Below are 20,645 nucleotides of genomic sequence, written 5' to 3'. Positions count from 1 at the left end.
CGGCTCGACGAGCCAGCGCGGCCATTCCATTACATCTGCGCGATCGCGCCGATGATCCGCTGGCGCACGCCGGCAAGCGTGCGCTGCGTCTCGTCGATCCCCTTGCGCGCGGCAACCGGCCGGCCGCGCGCCGGCGACTCGGCGCCCACGATCTGTTCCAGCACGTCGCGGTCGACGACCGCATCGAAGAACCGCCCGACCGTGAACATCGCGTACTGCTTCGCGGTCGCGAGATGCGTGTTGGCCTGCGTGAGTGCGTCGGCGCGCTGCGCGCCGTTCGGCCCGTCGATGCTGCGGCGGTGCTTCAGCGCGAACACCACCGCCTCCATGTCGTACCTGAAACGCTCGACGGCCCTGCCGAAGATCAACGAATGCGGATCGGAACCCGCCACGGGCCGCCCCTGGTTGATCGTCACGTCGAATTCGCTGCCGCCCAGCTCGCGCTGCAGCGCGAACAGCGCGTCGGCCAGCACGCGCCCTTCGCTGTATTCGCCGATCTGGGTACGGACCGATTTCGCGACGTCGCCGATCGCTTTCCACAACCCGGCCGCGAACAGGTGGTCGCCACGCTTGCTGATATTCATCGGATGGTTCCTCGTTGGTCTTGTGATCTCTCAGGCTCGCCCGCGGGCCGGACGGCCCGGGGCTTCGCTACTGTAGGAGAATTGCCGGCGACAGGAAAGCCACCCCGAAAAAAAGCGGAGACGGCCACCGGCCGCCTCCGCTTTCGTCCATCCGGCAAGCAGCCCGGCGTTCCCGCCGGACCGCCGCCACGTCACTCGGCCTTGCCGTCCCGCAGCCGCGGAATCGCGAGCGGATTGCCTTCCTGCAGCGCTTCGGGCAGCAGGTCGTCCGGGAAATCCTGATAGCACACGGGCCGCAGGAAACGCTCGATCGCGGTCGCGCCGACCGACGTGACGGCCGGGTTCGACGTCGCGGGGAACGGCCCGCCGTGCACCATCGCGTCGCACACCTCGACGCCGGTCGGGTAGCCGTTGACCAGCAGGCGCCCGGCCTTGCGTTCGAGGATCGGCAGCAGCCGGCGCGCGAGCGGCTTGTCGTCGGCGTCGACTTGCAGCGTGGCCGTCAACTGGCCTTCGAGCGCGTCGAGCACGCGCGCGACTTCGTCGAGATCGCGGCAGCGCACGATCAGCGACGCCGGCCCGAACACTTCGTGGCCGAACGCCGGCTCGGCCAGGAACGCCTGCGCGCCGACTTCGTACAGCGCGCCGCCGGCCTGGCAGTGACTCTGCGCGGCCTCGCCCGCGCCGATTTCGCGCACGCCCGGCAGTTCGGCCAGCTTGCCGCGCCCGTTGCGGTACGCATCGGCGATGCCCGGCGTGAGCATCACGCCGGCCGGCTTCTTCGCGAGCGCCTGCGCGGCGGCCGTCTCGAAGCGGTCGAGATCGGGGCCGTCGATCGCGAGCACGAGGCCCGGATTGGTGCAGAACTGGCCGACGCCGAGCGTCAGCGAATCGACGAAGCCCGTCGCGATCGCGTCGCCGCGCGCGGCCAGCGCGGCCGGGAACAGCACGACGGGGTTGATGCTGCTCATTTCCGCATAGACCGGAATCGGCTGCGGACGCGCGTTCGCAAGCTGCACGAGCGCCATCCCGCCCTGCCGCGAACCGGTGAAACCGACGGCCTGGATCGCCGGATGGCTGACCAGCGCCGCGCCGGTCACGCGGCCGGGGCCGATCAGCAGCGAGAACACGCCGGCCGGCATGCCGGTTTTCGCGACGGCGGCGCGGATCGCGCGGCCGACCAGTTCGGACGTGCCGAGATGCGCTTCATGGGCTTTCACGATCACCGGGCAGCCGGCCGCGAGCGCCGACGCGGTGTCGCCGCCGGCCACCGAGAACGCGAGCGGGAAATTGCTCGCGCCGAACACGGCGACGGGCCCCAGCGCGACCTTCTGCAGGCGCAGGTCGGAGCGCGGCAGCGGCGTGCGCGCGGGCTGCGCGGGGTCGATCGACGCGGCAAGGAAGCGCCCGTCGCGCACGACGCGTGCGAACAGCCGAAGCTGGCCGACGGTGCGGCCGCGCTCGCCCTGCAGCCGCGCGACGGGCAGCCCCGTTTCGGCGTGCGCGCGCTCGATCAGCGCGTCGCCGAGCGCGACGATTTCATCGGCGATCGCTTCGAGAAACGCCGCGCGGGCCGCGAGCGGCTGCGTGCGGTACGCATCGAACGCGTCGCGTGCGAGCTCGCACGCGCGGTCGACGTCGGCCTGCGTCGCGACGCCGAACGCCGGGGCCTCGATCGGCGCGCCCTTCGTCGGATCGAACGCGTGCAAGGTGCCGGCCGAGCCGGCCACCGCTTCGGCGCCGATCAGCATCTCTCCTGTCAGTTGCATGGGGTGTGCTCCGTGGTTCGGGAATGGATAGCGCATTGTAGCGCAACAGATACGATGTCTGCCGACATCATGACATCGTTCACGCCGCCTGCGAACGCGCCGACGATACACTCCGCCGGCCTTGTCCGGCCAGCGAATCACGACTTTCCCACATTGTGACGAGGCCTTCAGAGGGAAAACCCGAGGTTTCTGAATTCGGCCATCGTCAATAAACTTTCGGCCATGTCATACGACGACGTACATTTAAAGTGAACAATCAGACCTCCCCTCGCGATCTTCCGCTCGATCTCGCGCGCACCGCGCGCCGGACCGCCGTGCGCTACTGGATCCTGGCGATGCTGTTCGTCGTCACGACGCTCAACTATGCGGATCGCGCGACGCTGTCGATCACCGGCACGCCGATCCGCAAGGCGTTCGGCATCGACCCGGTGACGATGGGCTACATCTTTTCGGCGTTCAGCTGGGCGTACGTGCTCGCGCAACTGCCGAGCGGCTGGCTGCTCGACCGCTTCGGCGCGCGGCGCGTGTATGCGGCGAGCATCTTCCTGTGGTCGGCGTTCACGCTGCTGCAGAGCACGATCGGCCTCGGCGGCAGCGCCGCGTTCGCGGTCGCCGCGCTGTTCGCGATGCGCTTCGCGGTCGGCATCGCGGAGGCCCCCGCGTTTCCGGCGAACGCGAAGGTCGTCGCGAGCTGGTTCCCGACCGCCGAGCGCGGCACCGCGTCGGCGATCTTCAACGCCGCGCAGTACTTCGCGGCCGTGGTGTTCTCGCCGCTGATGGCCTGGCTCACGCATGCGTACGGCTGGCACCAGGTGTACCTGTGGCTCGGCGTGGCCGGCATCGCGCTCGCGTTCCTGTGGCTGCGTGTCGTGAAGGACCCGGCCGACCATCCGGCCGTGAACCGCGCGGAACTCGACCATATCGAGCAGGGCGGCGGGCTCGTGCGGTCGAGCGGCCAGCCCGCCGGCGCGCGCGGCGGCGGCGCTTCCGAAGGCAGCCGCGTGGCGGGCTGGTACTACGTGCGCCAGTTGCTGTCGAACCGGATGCTGATCGGCGTGTACCTCGGCCAGTACTGCGTGAACGTGCTCACGTACTTCTTCCTCACCTGGTTCCCGATCTACCTCGTGCAGGCGCGCGGGATGTCGCTGCTGAAGGCCGGCTTCATGACGTCGCTGCCGGCGATCTGCGGGTTCCTCGGCGGCGTGCTCGGCGGGATGCTGTCGGATGCGCTGATCCGCCGCGGCGTCTCGCTGACGCTCGCGCGCAAGATCCCGATCGTCGGCGGGATGGCGCTGTCAATGGCGATCATCGGCTGCAACTACGTCGACAGCGAAGCGCTGGTGATCACGCTGATGGCCGTGTCGTTCTTCGGCAAGGGGATCGGCTCGCTCGGCTGGGCCGTCGTCGCGGATACCGCGCCGAAGGAAGCGATCGGCCTGTCGGGCAGCCTGTTCAACATGTTCGGCAACACGGCGGGCATCGTCGCGCCGATCGCGATCGGCTATCTCGTCGGCGCGAGCGGCTCGTTCAACGGCGCACTCGTGTTCGTCGGGCTGAACGCGCTCGTTACCGTGTTCAGCTATCTCGTGATCGTGAAGGACATCAAGCGCGTCGAACTGCGTCATCGCGACGCGTGAGGCTCGACCTCGGGAAAGAGGCGGCCGCGTAACAGCGGCCGCCATTTTTGCATCGGATCCACGTCAGGTCGACGCGTGCACGGCGCGCAGCATGTCGTGCACGCCGGACGTCATCAGCGCGAGGAACGCGACCAGGCCGACGTAGCAGAGCGCGTAGGTCGTCTTCGTCTCGATCGACGTCGCGTAGTACACGCGGTTCTCCGGCGCGTCGGGATCGTAGCGCCACGCGCGCCTCAGCTGAGGCAGCGCGAGGATCGCCATCACGATCAGCAGCGGGCTCGGCCGATACGCGAACAGCGCGATCAACACCGGTACGCCCGCGAACCAGATGCGCGGCGACAGCACCGCGGTGATCCGCCCGCCGTCGAACGGCGACAGCGGAATCATGTTGAACAGATTGAGGAAGAAACCCGTGTACGACAGCGCGAGCAGCAGGTTGCTGTCGGTGTGGCGCGCGGCCGCGTAGCACGCCAGCGCGCCGAGCGTGCCGACGAACGGCCCGGCAAGGCCGACGTACGCTTCCGTTTCCGCGTCGTGCGGCATCGCCTTCAACTCGATCCACGCGCCGACGAACGGGATGAAGGTCGGCAGCCCGACGTCGAGCCCGCGCCGCTGCGCGGCGACGTAGTGGCCGGCTTCGTGCACCAGCAGCAACGCGACGAAACCGGCCGCGAAGCGCCAGCCGTAGAACAGCGCATAGACCGCGACCGACGCGAGCATCGTGCCGGCCGATACGAGCACCTTGCCGAGCTTCAGGCCGCCGAAGATCAGCAGCAGCAGCTTCGTCATTCCTTGCGCTCCGTGGCGGCCGCGTCGGATGCGTCGGCGACGGCCGGCATCGCGGCCGCCTTCGGCTTGCGCCCGAAGAAACGCTTGAGCGCCGCGCCGCCGGCCAGCAGCGCGACCGCGCCGACCTTGAAGAACTTCACCGCGAACGCGCCGATCAGCGCGAGCAGCCCGAGCTTCTTCGCGCCGACGCCGACGATCAGCGCCGCGAGCCCGTACTCGGCGACGTGGTCGGTCGACTGGTTGAAGTCAGCGTAACGCTTGCCGTCGTTGAAGCGGATGTTCGACAGCAGCGCGTCGGCCGACGCCTTGTACTTCGGCAGGTCGGCGAGCGTCGACGCCATCGTCAGCGACAGGTAGCCGTCGCGGCCGAGCACGAGCGTCCGGTAGTTCACGCCGTCGGTCCCCGCATTCGGCGCCGCGCCTTTCTCGCGGATGATCGCGGACCACACGAGCCGGTGCGTGGCCGCGTCGTACGCGGGCGCCTTCGCCCAGCCGACCACCTCGGTTTCGGGCAGGCCGCGCGCCTTGCGCGCCGGGTTGTTTTCCTCGGTGCCGGCCTGCAGGCTTTTCAGCAGCTCGTCGGGCTTCCAGTCCTTCGCGTCGTCGTCGCGGATGTAGCCGCTCGGCTCGAACGACACGACCGAGATCCAGTCGGCGTCCGGATCGTCGGGCAGCACGAGGCCGACCAGCTTCGATTCGTCGATCGCGTTGCCCATCGAGCGCAGGTAGCGGCCGGCTTCGGCGGCCGGCACGAACGATTCGCCGGCCTTCAGCTTCAGCACGGCTTCGTGTTTCACGTCGATGTCGGTCGGCCCCTTCACGACCGCTTCGTTGGCGGCCGCGGCGGCGGCCCTCATTTCGACCTGCGCGGCTTCGGTCTGCGCGTGGCCGCTAGTGGCGGCGAGGGCGAGCGTCGCCACGCAGGCGAGCCGGACGGCAAGTTTTTTCATTGTTGGATTCCCCTGGAATGCCTTGTTGTCGATGTGCGCGGCGTCCGGCCCTGGCATCGTGGCCGCGGGTCCGGCGCCGCCTCTCAGGTGGCACGGGGGCTATGGTAACGCAGCGGCGCGACGCGCCAGGGAGCGAAATGCGGGGCGGGCGGGAGGCCACGGCGACAGCCGGCGGAATCGATTCAAGCGGCGAAGCACGCCGGCCTGAAATGCTTACCTGCCGGGTAATGCCCGACGCGCGCAGGATTGCCTATCATCTCCACCATGAACTCGACCGCCGCCCTCCATTCGCTTCCCCCGTCCGCCGGCCGCGTATCCGGCATCGGCCCGCTGCTGCGCACGTGGCGTCAACGCAGGCGCTTGAGCCAGATGGCGCTCGCGCTGGAGGCGGACGTATCCGCGCGACACCTGAGCTTCGTCGAATCGGGCCGCGCGCAGCCGAGCCGCGAGATGGTGCTGCACCTCGCGGAGCGCCTCGACGTGCCGCTGCGCGAACGCAATGCGCTGCTCGTCGCGGCCGGCTATGCACCGCTGTTTCGCGAGCGGCCGTTCTCCGATCCACAGCTCGATGCCGCGCGCCACGCGGTCGAAGCCGTGCTGCGCGGCCACGAGCCCTACCCCGCGCTTGCGGTGGATCGCCACTGGACGCTGCTCGCCGCGAACCGGATGCTCGGCGCGCTGGTCGCGCAGGCCGATCCGGCGCTGCTGCAGCCGCCCGTGAATGTGTTGCGACTGAGCCTGCATCCCGACGGTCTCGCCTCGCGGATCGTCAACTGGCACGAATGGCGCGCGCATATCCTGCATCGGCTGCAGCGGCAGATCGACGCAAGCGGCGACCGCACGCTGCATGCGCTGCGCGACGAGCTCGCCGCGTATCCGGCGCCGGCCGGCCAGCCCGACGATTCGCACGCACGCACCGATTTCGCGGATATCGCCGTGCCGCTGCGGCTACGCACGGCGAACGGCGAGCTGACCTTCTTCAGCACGACGACGGTATTCGGCACGCCGGTCGACGTGACGCTGTCGGAACTCGCGATCGAGGCGTTCTTTCCGGCGAACCCGGAAACGGTGGACGCGATGCGGGCGCTGGCGGACGCGTTGCCGGCGCAGTGACGCGCCGACAACGCAGCGCGTCGCACGGATCCCGTCTTCATGTGGACCACCGGCAAGCGCAGGCCGGTGCCGCCGCCGGCGCGAGCACATGCATCAGGCAGCGTCGCCGCCTCCTCTTCCTCGCCAGCGAGCGCGTGATGGTCGGCAACCCGGCTGCCCGGCGCCGGTGATCGCTCACTGCCTCATCACGCCCCCACTCGACGAGTGTCTGCCGAAGCATAGCGTTCAGCCGCCGCGGCAAACATGCGCACGACTCGAATCCATCAAAATGCGTCGTCGCGATCCGGACTTCGGATTCGCGAAGTTTTGACACAGCCGTGACGGAAACAAGCAAGTCGCCGTAATCCGCGCCCGGCTCCCGTCGCGTCGAGACCGACGAAGGTTAAATTTCGTTAGTAGACCTTTCATTTTTACAGATCGAAAAATCGATATTCGTCACGAAAGAGACACGAACGAATCGATGCAACGGGGATGGCGAGCGGGGGCCATGCAAGCCACAACACGATTTTTACATCGAGCTCAGGAAAACGAATGAACACGCATCATCAAGGGTTGGGAAATTCCGTACAACGCGCACCGCGCAAATCGAAGGTCGCGCTTGCCGTCACGGTCAGCGCAGCCGTGGCCGCATTTGCCGCTTCCGCGCCCGCGCGAGCCGACTATGTGCAGAACGGCACGTCGACCGAAACGTCCGCGGGCTGCGTCGGCAACATCGCCATTTCGGGCAGCAGCACGTATCCGGCCGCGGCAACCGGCTGCGACAACGTCGCGATCGGCACGGCGGCCGTCGCGAATTCGGGCTCGTCGACCGGCGCCTATAGCGAGACCGTCGCGATCGGCCGCATGGCGGCCGCGACCGGTACGTTCGCGACGGCCGTCGGCGGAAACGCCGTGGCGACCGGCGACCAGGCGACGGCGATCGGAACGGCTTCGAGCGCAGTCGGCACTCAGGCAACGGCGGTCGGCAACGGCGCCATCGCGAACGGCGCCACGGCGTCCGCCTTCGGTCAGGGCGCATTCGCCGTCGACCAGTCGACAGCGGTCGGGCAAGGCGCGAGCGCCACCGCGACGTTCTCGACGGCCGTGGGCAAGGGCAGCATTGCCGCAGGCGGTACGGCTCTCGGCTTCCAGGCCAATGCCGGCGCGGCCGATGCGGTCGCGCTCGGTGTCGACAGCTCGGCATCCGCGACCGGCAGCGTCGCCATTGCCCGTGCGACGGCCTCCGCCGTGAACGCGGTCGCCATCGGCGAAGGGGCGAACGCCGCCGACGCGAACTCCGTCGCGCTGGGCGCGAACGCGACCACGCGCGCCTATACGACCGTCAACAGCGTGGCGCTCAACGGCGTGACCTACAGCGGCTTCGCGGGCACGCCGGTCGGTGTGGTCAGCGTCGGCAGCGCGGGTGCCGAGCGTCAGATCGTCAACGTCGCGGCTGGCGCCATCAGCGCGACCAGCACCGATGCGGTGAACGGCTCGCAGCTCTTCTCGATCGCCAATCAGGTGTCGACGCTGACGGCGGACCTGGCCAATCTCACGACGACCGTCGGCAAGATCTCGTCGAGCGTCCCGGGCGGCACGGTGACGAACCCGACCGACACCGCGATCGGCACGAATACGTCGGTCACCGCGACGAACGGCACCGCGGTCGGCAACGGCTCGAACGTCTCGGGCGACAACGGTACGGCTGTCGGCGTCAACGCCACGGTCACCGCAACGAACGGAACGGCCATTGGCACGAATTCGAAAGTCACGGCGGCGAACGGAACGGCGATCGGCACGGGCTCGAACGTGTCCGGCACGGATTCGACCGCGATCGGCACGAACAGCCGGGCCACCGCGAACAACGCCGTGGCGCTGGGCGCGAATTCGGTTGCCGATCGGGACAACACGGTGTCGATCGGCTCGCCCGGAGCCGAGCGCCAGTTGACCAACGTGGCGGACGGCACCGCACCGACGGACGGCGTGAACATGCGCCAGTTGAACGGTGCGATCAACTCCGTGCGCGAGGAAATGTCGAAGTACCGCAAGGACGCGAATGCGGGCACGGCAAGCGCGATCGCCATGGCGAACCTGCCGCAAGCCGTGCTGCCGGGCGAGAAGGTCGTCGCGCTCGGCGGCGGCACGTACGGCGGTCAAAGCGCGATGGCGGTCGGCTTGTCCGTCGCGACGGCGAAATGGCTCGTCAAGGGCTCGGTCACGACGGCGGTGTCGGGGCACGGCTCGTTCGGCGCGGGGGCGGGCGTCGGCTACCGCTGGTAATCGGCTTGCGACAACGACGCGTCAGGGCGGTGCCCCTGACGCGGGACGGCCCGCCATCGGCGCCACGGCGCAGAGGGCGGGCCGCCTTCACGTATAGAGCGACGCCTGCGGCAATTCCGCGGTCAGCGCGAACCGGCCCACATCGCGCAGGCGGTAGTCGAGCGGATCGTGCAGCGTATGCGTGCGCGCGTTCCGCCAGAAGCGGTCGAGGCCCAGCGACGCGGCCGTCGCGCGCGCGCCGCATGCGTCGAACAGCGCCTCGCCGTTGTCGAGCGCCGCGCGCTGCGCGACGATCTTCGCTTCGGATACCGCGAGCGCGACTTCGGCGCGTTCGTCGGTTGTCAGCGCATCCTGCCGCGCCCATGCGTGCTGCAACGCGACGGCCGCGCGATCGGCCAGCGCCGCCGCGGCGATCGCACGCACACGCATGTCGCCGAAGCGCTGCAGCGTGTACGGATCGTCTTCGGCCCGCTCGACGTCCGAATGAACCCACGGGCGGCCATGCTGCCGCACGTAGTCGCGCGCCTCGGCCAGCGCGCCTTCCGCCAGACCGACGAACAGGTTGGTCAGCACGAGCTGCGACACGAGCGTGCGCAATGTCGCGCGCGGCGTCGGCGGCGCTTCCGAGCGATGCAGCACTTCGTCCGCCGCGAGCGTCACGCCGTCGAAGCGCACGCTGCCGCTGTCGGTCTGGCGCTGGCCGACCGGATCCCAGTCGTCGTTGACCGTGATTCCGGCCCGATCGGTCGGCACCACGCCGAACACGGTGCGGCCGATGGCCGGATCGTGCGCGGACACCGTCATCCGATGCGAGCCGCGCGTGCCGGAACAGAAGCCCTTCACGCCGTCGAGCCGGTAGCCGCCGTCGGGCGTCGCGGTGGCCACGAGCCGCGTGTCGAGCGGATTGACCGCGTTGCCCCACCACCAGCGCCCGTCCACCGTGCCGCGCAGGTAGCGCTCGCGCTGCGCGGCGTTGCCCCATACGTCGACGCTCACCACCTGCAGGCACTGAAAGCCGACGAGATGCGCGAGCGCGCTGTCGACCCGCGCGACCTGCCGGATCACGTCGTAGATCGCCGGCCACGCCGCTTCCTGTCCGCCGAACGCGCGCGGCACCGCGAGCGTCAGCAGGCCCGCGTCGGCGAGCCACTGCTTCTCCCGCGCGGCATGACCGCCCGCGCGGTCGCGCTCGGCGGCGCTCACGCGCAGCGCGTCGATCGCGCGGGCCAGCGCAGCGCGGTCGACGGCCGGTGTATCGGTATCCGGCGCCAGCGTCGCCGGGCCGCGTGGATCGTTCATGCGACAGCTTCCTGTTCAACGGTTTCGCCCGACAGCGGTACGAGCGCGCCGAGCCGGCGGCCGGTCAGCCGCGACAGGATCTCGCGCCGCCAGTCGTCGTAGATCGCACGATATTCCGCGATATCCGCGCCGAATACCAGTGCGGTATGCGCGTACTCGTCGTGCAGATAGCCGTCGAGCCGCGCCTGGGTTTCCTCGTCGGCCGCGATCACGCGATCGATCAGCGCGTCGCGCTCGGCGGGCGCAAGCGCGTGCAGCGTGTCGAACCACCACTGGACGATCTGCACGCGATGCCATTCCTCGTCCGGCCGGATCCGGTTCTCGCCGTGCTCGCGCATCGCGCTGTCGCCGATACGCCCCGTCTTGCGCTGGATCCACAGCTTCGCGAGGATGTGCAGCTCGTAATGCCATTCGAACGCGAGAAAGCCCGCGACGTCGCGCACCGCGATGTCGCCGATGCGCGCCCAGTGCGCGGCGACGAGCCGGTCGACTTCCGGCAGCGGATCGCGCCCGGTGAGTTCGGTTACGCGCTCGCGGCCGATCACCGCGTGCGCGCCGTCGTCGCCGAGCTGGCGCGACAAAATCAGCTGGAAATGCGGATCGTCGCGGAACAGCGTGTCGATCGCCTTCGCGACGACCTGCACGATGAAGAGATCGTGCGACGCCATCTTCGTGTAGTACTCGGCGACGGCGGCCCGTTCGTCGTCGTCGCGCGGCTCGCGCGGCGGCGTCGCGAGTTTGTCGGGGAAGTCCGGACGATGGCGTCGCGCCACCTCCAGAAACAGTGCTTCCTCGAATTGTCCGTTCCATTCGCGCGGCGCGCCGATGGGCAAGGTCATGTTTTTTCTCTCAGGATCAGGAATGAAACGAGCGGACGCTCGTGGCGTCGCTCAGGTACGCCGGGTCACGCGTCGGACCAGGCGGTCGCCCGTGATTTGCACGGCCGAGACGAGCGCGATCAGGATCACGATCACGGTCGCCATGACGGTGGTGTCGAAACGTTGATAGCCATAGCGGATCGCGAGATCGCCGAGGCCGCCCGCGCCGACGGCGCCCGCCATCGCGGTCGAGCCGATCAGCGCGACGACGGTGATCGTGAAGCCGCCGAGCATGCCGGGCAGCGCCTCCGGCAGCAGCACGTGCCAAACGATGTGGCGGCGCTTCGCACCCATCGCGAGCGCGGCCTCGATCAGCCCGCGATCGACTTCGCGCAGGCTCACTTCGGCGATTCGCGCGAAGAACGGGATCGCGGCGATCGACAGCGGCACGACGGCCGCCCACACGCCGATCGTCGTGCCGATCAGCACGCGCGTGAACGGCAGCAGCGCGACCAGCAGGATGATGAACGGCGTCGAGCGGAACACGTTGACGAGCGCGCCGAGCACCGCGTTCACGCCGCGCCGCGCGTAGATGCCGCCGGGCGCGGTGGTCACGAGGATCACCGCGAGCGGGATGCCGATCAGCGCAGCGATCGCGGCCGACGCGGCGACCATCGACAGCGTGTCGCGAATCGCGTCGAGCAGTTCGGGCCACCAGAGCTCAAACATAGCCGAGCACCTCCGCATGATTCGCATGACGGCGCGCGCGCTCGAGCAGCGCGGCGACCGCCGCGCCGTGCGCCGCCGACGCGCCGGCGTCATCCGCACGCGGCGTCGCGGCGATCACGAGCCGCCCCTGCGCGTGCCCCTGGATGCTTTCGATGCCGCCGTGCAGGAACCGCACGGAGCCGCCGAGCGCCGCCGCGAGCGCGCCGACGTCCGGCTCGCCGCCGCTCTCGCCCGTATAGCGGACGTCCAGCACGATCCGGGCGCCGTCGGGCAGCGCGAATTGTTCGGGCAGCGGCCGCACGCGCGCGGCCAGTTCGGCCGGCAGGTCATGCTGCAGCGTGCTCAGCAGCGCGCGCGTCGCGCCGTGGCGCGGATCGCCGAACACGCGCCACACTGGGCCCGTTTCGACGACTTCGCCCTGTTCGATCACCGCGACCGTGTCGCACACCGCGCGGATCACCTCCATCTCGTGCGTGATCAGCACGATCGTCAGACCGAGGCGGCGGTTGATGTCGGCGAGCAGCGCGAGGATCGATTGCGTGGTTTCCGGATCGAGCGCCGACGTCGCTTCGTCGCACAGCAGCACCTCCGGATCGTGCACGAGCGCCCGCGCGATGCCGACGCGCTGCTTCTGCCCGCCCGACAGGCTCGCCGGATACGCGTCGCGCTTCGCGGCGAGCCCGACGAGATCGAGCAGCGCGTCGACCTTGCGCGCGCGCTCGGCCTTCGGCACGCCGGCGATCTTCAGCGGCAGCGCGACGTTCTCGAACACCGTCTTCGCGGACAGCAGGTTGAAATGCTGGAACACCATGCCGGTGCGGCGCCGCAACGCGACGAGGCCGTCCTCGTCGAGCGCGCCGACGTCGACGCCCTGCACGCGCACGCGGCCTGAGCTCGGCCGTTCGAGGCCGTTCAGGAGCCGCAGCAGCGTCGACTTGCCGGCGCCGCTGCGGCCGATGATCCCGAACACCTCGCCGCGCTGCACATCGAGCGTCACGTCGCGCAGCGCGGCCGCCTGGCCGCGCGGCGTCGCGAATACCTTGCCGACCTGCTCCAGCGACACGGCCGCGCAGTCGGCCGGCGTCACGGCTTCGTCATGCGCCGCCGCACCGCAGCCTCCCCCGGCCCGCACGGCCGACGCCTCGATGAAACCCAGCGTATCGAACAATTGCGTCATCGCTTCGCTCCATCACGTTCAGGCATGCGCGGGATGCGCGGGTTCGGCCACGGCCGCCGGCCGATGCCGCGCGCCGGTGTGCCAGGCGGGCAGGCGCGGGCCGGCGCCGAACAGCTTCTCGCGCAGCGTCGGCGCGGGATCGTAGTCTTCCTTGTAGACGCCGCGATTCTGCAGCTCGGGCACGACCCAGTCGACGAAATCCTCGAACGACTCGGGCATCACGGTGCGCGTCAGGTTGAAGCCGTCGATGCCGGTCTCGTCGATCCACGACTGCAGCTCGTCCGCGACCTGCGACGGCGAACCGACGATCGGCGCGTAGCGGCCGCCGAGCGACATCTGTTCAAGCATCCGGCGCACGGTCCACGTGCCGGTCGTGCTCTTGCGCGAGATCGCGTCGACGGCCGACTGGATCGAATCGGTCTTCACGTACGAGATCGGCTCGTCGAGGCCGTACTTCGCGAAGTCGATGCCGGTCGAGCTCGCGAAATGCGCGAGGCCGGCTTCCGGGCTCGCGTAGCGCCGGTATTCGTCGAACTTTTCGCGAGCGAGCAATTCGGTCTCGGCCGTCACGACGCTCACGCCGGCAAAGATCCTGATCGACGCCGGGTCGCGCCCCTGCCGCGCCGCGGCCGCGCGAATGTCGAGCGCCGCCGCGCGCGCCGCGGCCTTGCTCTGCCCGTTCACGAACACGCATTCCGCGTGACGGCCCGCGAACTCGACGCCGCGCGCGGACGAGCCGGCCTGGTACAGCACCGGCGTGCGTTGCAGCGACGGTTCGCTCAGATGAATCGCATCGATCGAATAGAACGGCCCGTCGTGCGTCACGCGCCGCACCTTGCCCGGCTGCGCGAACACGCGCGCCTGGGCGTCGCGAATCACCGCGTCGTCGTCCCAGCTCTGTTCCCACAGCTTGTAGACGACGTCCATGTAGTCGTCGGCACGCTCGTAGCGGTCGTCGTGGCCGATCTGCTGCGCAAGGCCCATCCCGCGCGCGGCGCTGTCGAGGTAGCCGGTGACGATGTTCCAGCCCACGCGCCCTTTCGTCAGATGATCGAGTGTCGACATGCGGCGCGCGAACAGGTACGGCGGCTCATAGGTCAGGTTCGCGGTCACGCCGAAGCCGAGATGCCGCGTGACCTGCGCCATCGCCGGCACGAGCAGCAGCGGATCGTTGACGGGCACCTGCACCGACTCGCGCAGCGCGGCGTCCGGCCCGCCGCCGAACACGTCGTACACGCCGACGATGTCCGCGAGAAAGATTCCGTCGAACTTGCCGCGCTCCAGCGTCCTCGCGAGATCGGCCCAGTAGTCGAGATCGGTGTAGTGCGCGGAGCGGTCGCGCGGATGCGTCCACAGCCCGTGGTTGATGTGCCCGACGCAGTTCATGTTGAACGCGTTGAGCAGGATCTTCTTGCGGTTCGCCGTCGTCATGCCGCCTCCGTCACCACGCGATCGCGTACAGCGAGCCGAACGCGTTGTCGAGCGCCTTGCGCACCGCCGGCGAGTGTTGGTAGATCGAGATGAACTTGCGGATGCGCGCGTCGTTCGCGCTCTCGGGCCGCACGACCCACTGGATCGCGAAGTTCTTGTTCTCGGTGCCGTCGAACAGCAGCGCGCTGTTCGGGTCGGTCGTGCCGGCGAGCTTGATGAAGCTCGGGTAGCCCTGCGCGAGATCGACGTCGTCGAGCGAACGCGCGAGCTGCGACGCTTCGAGCGGAATGATCTTCAGGTGCTTCGGGTTGGCGACGATGTCGTGCGTCGTCGCGCGGTAGTCGGCGCCCGGCTTCAGCGTGATCAGCCCCGCGCGCTGCAGCAGCAACAGCCCGCGCCCGCCGTTGACCGGATCGTTCGCGATCGCGACGCGCGCGCCGTCCTTCAGCTCGGCGAAGCTTTTCACCTTCTTCGAATAGAGGCCGATCTTCATGATCGTACCGGGCGCGATCGAGATGAAGTTGTAGCCGCCCTGCTTCTTCGCGTTCTCGAGAAACGGGATGTGCTGGAAGTAGTTGACGTCGATGTCCTTGTTCGCGAGCGCCGCGTTCGGCGTATTCCAGTCGGTGAATTCGACGATCTTCACGTCGAGGCCCTGCTCCTTCGCCTCCTTCGCGGCGATCTTCAGCGCCTCGATCTGCGGGCTGGTCGAGATGCCCACCTTCAGCGGCGCGGTATCAGCACGGGCGCCGTTCAGCAGCACGACGCCGAGCAGCGCGGCCGTCAGCAGGCGGGCCAGGCTGGCCACACGGCCGGCGGAAAAGCGGGCGGAAAATACGGGATGCAGCATGGGAACCACTCTCCTGTCCAAAGACGGTATCGACGGATGAGCGACGCCGCGGCGAACGCGCGGGCGTTCTCCGGACAGTCGTCGTCGCATCGGAAAAAGATCAGCCGATGATAGAGAGCGGCGGGTGGGCGGTCTACGAAGCGATTGTGCGAAGAAAATCGCGCGCGGCGATATGGCGGGCGGCGGCCCGGGCGGCTGGCGTGGCCGGCCGCCCGGGCCGCCGCCAGGCCGAAATCTCGGCCTGAGCGCCGCGCCGATTCCGAAATCTCGGCCAGCCTGCCTGGAAAACCCTTTCCGCAGACGAAACAAATCCCTTATGAATCAATGCATTAAAAATATTCCGGCAAGCCGGAATACTGGCACGGGGGTTGCGTAATAGACGGCACACGATGCCGCGAAGCGATGCAGGCATTCCAAACATCAGGAGACACGTCTTGCAGACCTCTATCCACACCCCGTCCCATCCGGAACCGATTGCCGCCGCCGGTCCCGCCACGCGTGAACGCTTCTGGCCGGAAGGCTGGTGGAAGCTGATGGAAATCCGCATCGGCATCATTCCGCTGCCGATCTACGTGATCCTGTTCGGGCTGATCGTCGGCTTCGCGGTGACGGGCAAGGTGCCCGGCGAGATCTCGATGGCGATCGCGGTGCTCGCGTTCTTCGGCTTCACCTGCGCCGAACTCGGCAAGCGCCTGCCGCTGCTGCGCAACATCGGCGCGGCCGCGATCTTCGCGACCTTCGTGCCGTCGGCGCTCACGTACTACCACGTGCTGCCGAAGCCGGTGCTGAACCTCACGGTCGAATTCACCAAGTCGACCAACTTCCTGTACCTGTTCATCGCGTCGATCATCGTCGGCAGCATCCTGAGCATGGATCGCCGCGTGCTGATCCAGGGCTTCGTGAAGATCTTCGTTCCGCTCGCCGTCGGGTCGGTCGCCGCGGCGATCGTCGGCACGGCGGTCGGCACCGCGCTCGGCCTCGGCGCGCGCCACACGCTGCTGTACATCGTCGTGCCGATCATGGCGGGCGGCGTCGGCGAAGGCGCGATTCCGCTGTCGATCGGCTATTCGGAACTGATGCACCTGCCGCAGGGCGAGATGTTCGCGATGGTGCTCCCGTCGGTGATGCTCGGCAGCCTGACCGCGATCATCCTGTCGGGAGCGCTCGACATGCTCGGCAAGCGCCTGCCGCATCTCACCGGCAACGGCCGCCTGCAGGTCGGCGAAAGCGGCGACATGACGCCGGAGAACGAGGAGATCCGCGGCCACGTCGACGTCACGCACATCGCGGGCGCCGGCATCACCGCGATCACGCTGTATCTCGTCGGCCTGATGGCGCACAAGCTGTTCGGCCTGCCCGCGCCGGTCGCGATGCTGTTCCTCGCGGTGCTGGTGAAGCTCGCGCGCGCGGTGTCGCCGCCGCTGCAGGAAGGCGCGTTCGTCGTCTACAAGTTCTTCTCGACCGCCGTCACGTATCCGCTGCTGTTCGCGATCGGCGTCGCGATGACGCCGTGGGACAAGCTGACCGCCGCGTTCACGATCGTCAACGTGGTCACGATCGTGTCGACCGTCGCGACGCTGATGGGCACCGGTTTCGTGGTCGGCCGCCTGCTGAAGATGTACCCTATCGACACCGCAATCGTGAACGCCTGCCACAGCGGGCAAGGCGGCACCGGCGACGTCGCGATCCTGACCGCCGCGAACCGGATGCAGCTGATGCCGTTCGCGCAGATCGCCACCCGCATCGGCGGCGCGATCGTCGTCACGGTCACGCTGATCCTGGTCGCGCACTTCGGATAACGCGCGGCCGCGCGCACCGTCGCGCCGGCTGCTTCGCACGCGCCGCCGCCGGCCCTGCCGGCGCGCGGCGCGTGTCGTTCGGGGAGGGCCGGTTGCGGAGGGCCGGTGGCGGACGGCCGGTTGCGGAGGGCCGGTGGCGGAGGGCCGGTGGCGGAGGGCCGGTGGCGGACGACGGGTAACGGGCTTCGATGAGGACGAACGTGCAGAAGAGCTTCAAGGGAATCCCGTGGTGGGGCTGGGCTTCGGCCGCGGTGCTGTACGTCGGCGTGGCGGGCGCGGCCGTCGATTTCGCGTGGGAACGCGCGATCGACGCGCTCGAGGAGGCCGGCGCGCACCGGCTCGACCTGTATGCGTCGAGCCTGAAAAGCGAGCTCGGCCGCTTCGAGATCCTGCCCGGCCTGGTCGCGCGGCAGGATGGCGTGCGGGCAATGCTGAAAGCCGCGCCGAACGATGCGCCCGAACTCGTGCATGCGGTGAACACCTACCTCGAAGCCGTGAACCGCGACGCGGGCAGCGGCGCGGTCGACGTGATCGATCTGCAAGGCGACGTGATCGCCGCGAGCAACTGGAACGAGACGATCAGTTTCGTCGGCACCAACGTGTCGTACCGGCCGTATTTCAAGGACGCGCTCGCGCGCGGCAGCGGCCGCTTCTTCGGCATCGGCACCAACACCGGCGTGCCGGGCGTCTACTTCGCGAGCGCGGTGCGCAGCGACGGCGCGCCGATCGGCGTCGCCGCCGTGAAGATCAGCGTCGACCCGCTCGAATCGGCGTGGCGTGCGCCGGGCGTCGCCGCGATGGTCGTCGACAGCAACGGCGTGGTCGTGATCTCGACCGAGCCCGCGTGGAAATTCACCGCGCTGCGCCCGATCACCGCGCAGCAGCAGCGCGACATCCAGGCGTCGCGCCAGTATGCAGGCCGCACCGTCGACGCACTGCCCTATCGCCGCATCGGCGAGCGCGGCCCGGCCGCGTGGTTCGGCACCTTCCCCGATCCGCGCCACGCCGGCCGCACCACGCGCTATCTCGTGATGTCGCGCCCCGCGCCGCAGGCCGGCGATTCGCTGATGGTGCTGCTCGACATCGCGGGCGCGCGGCGCCAGCAGCAAACGGCGTTCGTGTTCGTCACCGGCGCGTTCCTGATCGTCGCGCTGCTGGTCGGCTATGCGATCCAGCGGCGCCGGGCGATCCTCGCGCGGCTGAACGCGCAGGACGCGCTGCGCCGCGCGAACGACCGGCTCGAGCTGACCGTCGCGCAGCGCACGGCCGCGCTGACGGCCGCGAACGAGCGGATGCAGCGCGAGATCGACGAGCGCGAGCGCACCGAACAGCGGTTGCGTGCGTCGCAACAGGAAGTCGTGCACGCGGGCAAGCTCGCGGTGCTCGGGCAGATGGCCGCCGGCCTCACGCACGAGCTGAACCAGCCGCTCGTCGCGATCCGCACGCTGTGCGACAACGCGCGCACGTTCTTCGAACGCGGCCAGCCGGCGCCGGCGCTCGCGAATCTCGAACGGGTCGGCAAGCTGGTCGATGGCATGGCCGTGCTTACCGGCGAGCTGAAGACCTTCGCGCGCAAGCCCGACGTCGAGCGCGTCGCGGTGTCGCTGAACGAGGCCGTCGCGCATGCGCGGCTCATCTACGACGCGCGCATTCGCGACGAAGGCGTGCGGCTCGACGTCAACATCGCGCCCGGCACGATCGTCTCGGCCGAATCGAGCCAGTTGCAGCAGGTGATCGTGAACCTGCTTGGCAACGCGCTCGACGCGGTGCACGACGCACCGGTGCGCCGCATCGTCATCGAGGCGGCCGAAGTGGACGATGCGGATGGCGCCGGCCGCGTGCGTTTCACGGTGGCCGACAGCGGCGCCGGCATCGCGCCCGACGTGCTGTCGCACCTGTTCGAGCCGTTCGTCACGACCAAGCCGCGCGGCCAGGGCCTCGGGCTCGGCCTCGCGATCACGTCGCGCATCGTCGAGGCGTTCGGCGCGCGGATCGCCGCGACGAACCGCGACGAAGGCGGCGCGCAGTTCACCATCGAATTCGCGGCGGCGACGCCGCAACAAAGGACAGAGCATGGAAGATGAGATTCGGGTGCTGGTCGTCGAGGACGATGAAAACGTCCGGATCGGCGTCGAGCAGGCTGTCGCGCTCGCCGGGTTCCCGGTCGATGCGTTCGCGTCGGCCGCCGACGCGCTCGCGCACGTCGCGCCCGGCGCGCCGGTGGTGATCGTGTCGGACGTGCGGATGCCGGGCATCGACGGACTGCAGTTGCTCGACCGCGTGATGGCCATCGATGCGCAGATTCCGGTTGTGCTGATCAGCGGCCACGCGGACATCTCGACGGCCGTCGGCGCGATGCAGGTCGGCGCGTACGACTTCATCGAGAAGCCGTTTTCGTCGGACGTGATCGCCGGGCGCGTCGCGCGCGCGGTCGAGAAGCGCCGCCTGACGCTCGAGGTGCAGGGGCTGCGCGCGGCGCTGAACAACTGGCAGGGCATCGAGGCGTTCGTGCTCGGCAAGTCGCCCGCGATGGCCGACGTGCGCAAGAAGATCCTGCGCCTCGCCGATACGTCGGTGTCGGTGCTGATCACCGGCGAGACGGGCACCGGCAAGGAGTTGATCGCGCGCAGCCTGCACGACTTCGGCAGCCGGCGCGACGCCCATTTCGTCGCGCTGAACTGCGGCGGCCTGCCCGAGCAGGTGTTCGAGAGCGAGCTGTTCGGGCATGAGGCCGGCGCGTTCACCGGCGCGATCAAGAAACGCATCGGCAAGATCGAATGGGCGGATGGCGGCACGCTGTTCCTCGACGAGATCGAGACGATGCCGATCGCACTGCAGATCAAGATGCTGCGCGTGCTGCAGGAGCGCGTGGTCGAGCGGCTCGGCGCGAACGACCTGATTCCGGTCGACTGCCGCGTGGTGGCCGCGTCGAAGGCCGATCTCGCCGAACTCGCGGCCGACGGGCGTTTTCGCGCGGATCTGCTGTATCGCCTCAACGTCGCGCAGATCGAGCTGCCGCCGCTGCGCGAGCGGCGCGAGGACGTGCCGCTGCTGTTCGAGCATTTCGTGCTCGCGGCCGCGCGGCGCTTCGGCCAGCCGGCGCCGGTGGTTACCGCCGCGCAGGTGTCCGAACTGATGACGCACGCGTGGCCCGGCAACGTGCGCGAGCTGCAGAACGTGGCCGACCGCTTCGTGCTCGGGCTCACCGGCGACAGCCTGCTGTCGTCCGGCGAGGCGCCGGCCGTGGGCAGCACGCTCGCGGAACAGCTCGCGTATTTCGAGCGGATGCTGATCGAGGACATGCTGCGGCGTCACCACGGCAACGTCGCGGACGCGAGCGAGGCGCTCGGCATGCCGAAGAAGACGCTCTATCACAAGCTGCGCCACCTGCGGATTCCCGCGCGCGGCGACGCGGCGGCCGACGGCGGCGAATGACGCGAA

Annotated in this window: 16 protein-coding genes; 6 read left to right on the top strand and 10 right to left on the bottom strand. The window is 69.1% G+C overall.

What is annotated here, in order from left to right; all coding sequences use genetic code 11:
* Positions 1-29: 29 nt before the first annotated feature.
* Complete coding sequence (locus QZM15_RS10890; protein ID WP_059582110.1) at positions 30-584, bottom strand: hypothetical protein; 555 nt, start codon at positions 582-584, stop codon at positions 30-32.
* A 191-nt stretch (positions 585-775) separates the two neighbouring features.
* A complete protein-coding gene (locus QZM15_RS10885) occupies positions 776-2,353 on the bottom strand; it encodes an aldehyde dehydrogenase (NADP(+)) (RefSeq protein ID WP_302106355.1) in 1,578 nt (525 codons plus the stop codon).
* A 248-nt stretch (positions 2,354-2,601) separates the two neighbouring features.
* Between QZM15_RS10885 and QZM15_RS10880 the strand changes: the two genes are divergently transcribed.
* Positions 2,602-3,990 carry an MFS transporter gene (locus QZM15_RS10880; protein ID WP_124659162.1) on the top strand — a complete coding sequence of 463 codons (1,389 nt, stop codon included), beginning with the start codon at positions 2,602-2,604 and terminating at the stop codon, positions 3,988-3,990.
* Positions 3,991-4,053: 63 nt separating this feature from the next.
* On the opposite strand, the gene QZM15_RS10875 is transcribed toward QZM15_RS10880, so the two are convergent.
* Together QZM15_RS10875 and QZM15_RS10870 are read right to left on the bottom strand one after the other, a co-directional pair.
* Positions 4,054-4,779, bottom strand: coding sequence for a site-2 protease family protein (locus QZM15_RS10875; protein ID WP_059582102.1), 726 nt, complete (start codon positions 4,777-4,779; stop codon positions 4,054-4,056).
* Positions 4,776-5,729: a DUF2167 domain-containing protein gene (locus QZM15_RS10870; RefSeq protein WP_302106354.1), complete on the bottom strand. Its 954-nt coding sequence runs from the start codon at positions 5,727-5,729 to the stop codon at positions 4,776-4,778. Before QZM15_RS10870 ends, QZM15_RS10875 begins: the two co-directional genes overlap by 4 nt.
* Before the next feature lie 264 nt (positions 5,730-5,993).
* Here QZM15_RS10870 and QZM15_RS10865 point away from each other — a divergent pair, with 264 nt between their 5' ends.
* The gene (locus QZM15_RS10865; RefSeq protein WP_059582096.1) at positions 5,994-6,842 is read left to right on the top strand and encodes a helix-turn-helix domain-containing protein; all 849 of its coding nucleotides are present in this window, start codon (positions 5,994-5,996) and stop codon (positions 6,840-6,842) included.
* 531 nt (positions 6,843-7,373) lie between these two features.
* Complete coding sequence (locus tag QZM15_RS10860; protein WP_302106353.1) at positions 7,374-9,101, top strand: YadA family autotransporter adhesin; 1,728 nt, start codon at positions 7,374-7,376, stop codon at positions 9,099-9,101.
* 87 nt (positions 9,102-9,188) lie between these two features.
* On the opposite strand, the gene QZM15_RS10855 is transcribed toward QZM15_RS10860, so the two are convergent.
* Genes QZM15_RS10855 through QZM15_RS10830 form a run of 6 tightly spaced genes read right to left on the bottom strand, consistent with a single transcriptional unit; the run spans position 9,189 to position 15,405 of the window.
* Complete coding sequence (locus QZM15_RS10855) at positions 9,189-10,400, bottom strand: acyl-CoA dehydrogenase family protein (RefSeq protein ID WP_302106352.1); 1,212 nt, start codon at positions 10,398-10,400, stop codon at positions 9,189-9,191.
* A complete protein-coding gene (locus QZM15_RS10850; protein WP_302106351.1) occupies positions 10,397-11,239 on the bottom strand; it encodes a hypothetical protein in 843 nt (280 codons plus the stop codon). The genes QZM15_RS10855 and QZM15_RS10850 overlap by 4 nt, the downstream gene beginning before the upstream one ends.
* 51 nt (positions 11,240-11,290) lie before the next feature.
* Entirely contained in the window at positions 11,291-11,947 is a 657-nt protein-coding gene (locus QZM15_RS10845) for a methionine ABC transporter permease (RefSeq protein ID WP_027781522.1), read from the bottom strand.
* Positions 11,940-13,124 (bottom strand): methionine ABC transporter ATP-binding protein, encoded by a 1,185-nt coding sequence (locus tag QZM15_RS10840; RefSeq protein WP_302106350.1) that lies wholly within the window; start codon positions 13,122-13,124, stop codon positions 11,940-11,942. Before QZM15_RS10840 ends, QZM15_RS10845 begins: the two co-directional genes overlap by 8 nt.
* Positions 13,125-13,142: 18 nt before the next feature.
* A complete protein-coding gene (locus QZM15_RS10835; protein WP_089465817.1) occupies positions 13,143-14,555 on the bottom strand; it encodes an LLM class flavin-dependent oxidoreductase in 1,413 nt (470 codons plus the stop codon).
* Between the two features lie 10 nt (positions 14,556-14,565).
* Complete coding sequence (locus QZM15_RS10830; protein WP_226233021.1) at positions 14,566-15,405, bottom strand: MetQ/NlpA family ABC transporter substrate-binding protein; 840 nt, start codon at positions 15,403-15,405, stop codon at positions 14,566-14,568.
* A gap of 434 nt (positions 15,406-15,839) precedes the next feature.
* On the opposite strand from QZM15_RS10830, the gene QZM15_RS10825 reads away from it, so the two are divergent.
* The 3 genes from QZM15_RS10825 to QZM15_RS10815 all read left to right on the top strand — a co-directional run bounded on the left by QZM15_RS10825 (position 15,840) and on the right by QZM15_RS10815 (position 20,639).
* The gene (locus QZM15_RS10825) at positions 15,840-17,204 is read left to right on the top strand and encodes a 2-hydroxycarboxylate transporter family protein (RefSeq protein ID WP_059641609.1); all 1,365 of its coding nucleotides are present in this window, start codon (positions 15,840-15,842) and stop codon (positions 17,202-17,204) included.
* Positions 17,205-17,392: 188 nt separating this feature from the next.
* Positions 17,393-19,288: an ATP-binding protein gene (locus QZM15_RS10820; RefSeq protein WP_302106349.1), complete on the top strand. Its 1,896-nt coding sequence runs from the start codon at positions 17,393-17,395 to the stop codon at positions 19,286-19,288.
* On the top strand, positions 19,278-20,639 hold the full coding sequence (locus tag QZM15_RS10815; protein ID WP_059641602.1) for a sigma-54 dependent transcriptional regulator: 1,362 nt from the start codon (positions 19,278-19,280) through the stop codon (positions 20,637-20,639). Before QZM15_RS10820 ends, QZM15_RS10815 begins: the two co-directional genes overlap by 11 nt.
* Positions 20,640-20,645 lie beyond the last annotated feature (6 nt).

It is taken from the genome of Burkholderia sp. AU44665 (assembly GCF_030504405.1).
Lineage (GTDB): Bacteria > Pseudomonadota > Gammaproteobacteria > Burkholderiales > Burkholderiaceae > Burkholderia > Burkholderia semiarida.
The sequence above is the reverse complement of the archived record's forward strand: the minus strand, read 5'-3'. Positions and strand labels throughout refer to the sequence as shown.

What these genes read in the sequence shown, in the direction of transcription:
- QZM15_RS10890 (WP_059582110.1), bottom strand. Translation starts at nt 584, where the DNA reads ATGAATATCAGCAAGCGTGGCGACCACCTGTTCGCGGCCGGGTTGTGG.
- QZM15_RS10885 (WP_302106355.1), bottom strand. Translation starts at nt 2,353, where the DNA reads ATGCAACTGACAGGAGAGATGCTGATCGGCGCCGAAGCGGTGGCCGGC.
- QZM15_RS10875 (WP_059582102.1), bottom strand. Translation starts at nt 4,779, where the DNA reads ATGACGAAGCTGCTGCTGCTGATCTTCGGCGGCCTGAAGCTCGGCAAG.
- QZM15_RS10870 (WP_302106354.1), bottom strand. Translation starts at nt 5,729, where the DNA reads ATGAAAAAACTTGCCGTCCGGCTCGCCTGCGTGGCGACGCTCGCCCTC.
- QZM15_RS10865 (WP_059582096.1), top strand. Translation starts at nt 5,994, where the DNA reads ATGAACTCGACCGCCGCCCTCCATTCGCTTCCCCCGTCCGCCGGCCGC.
- QZM15_RS10860 (WP_302106353.1), top strand. Translation starts at nt 7,374, where the DNA reads ATGAACACGCATCATCAAGGGTTGGGAAATTCCGTACAACGCGCACCG.
- QZM15_RS10855 (WP_302106352.1), bottom strand. Translation starts at nt 10,400, where the DNA reads ATGAACGATCCACGCGGCCCGGCGACGCTGGCGCCGGATACCGATACA.
- QZM15_RS10850 (WP_302106351.1), bottom strand. Translation starts at nt 11,239, where the DNA reads ATGACCTTGCCCATCGGCGCGCCGCGCGAATGGAACGGACAATTCGAG.
- QZM15_RS10845 (WP_027781522.1), bottom strand. Translation starts at nt 11,947, where the DNA reads ATGTTTGAGCTCTGGTGGCCCGAACTGCTCGACGCGATTCGCGACACG.
- QZM15_RS10840 (WP_302106350.1), bottom strand. Translation starts at nt 13,124, where the DNA reads ATGACGCAATTGTTCGATACGCTGGGTTTCATCGAGGCGTCGGCCGTG.
- QZM15_RS10835 (WP_089465817.1), bottom strand. Translation starts at nt 14,555, where the DNA reads ATGACGACGGCGAACCGCAAGAAGATCCTGCTCAACGCGTTCAACATG.
- QZM15_RS10830 (WP_226233021.1), bottom strand. Translation starts at nt 15,405, where the DNA reads ATGCTGCATCCCGTATTTTCCGCCCGCTTTTCCGCCGGCCGTGTGGCC.
- QZM15_RS10820 (WP_302106349.1), top strand. Translation starts at nt 17,393, where the DNA reads ATGAGGACGAACGTGCAGAAGAGCTTCAAGGGAATCCCGTGGTGGGGC.
- QZM15_RS10815 (WP_059641602.1), top strand. Translation starts at nt 19,278, where the DNA reads ATGGAAGATGAGATTCGGGTGCTGGTCGTCGAGGACGATGAAAACGTC.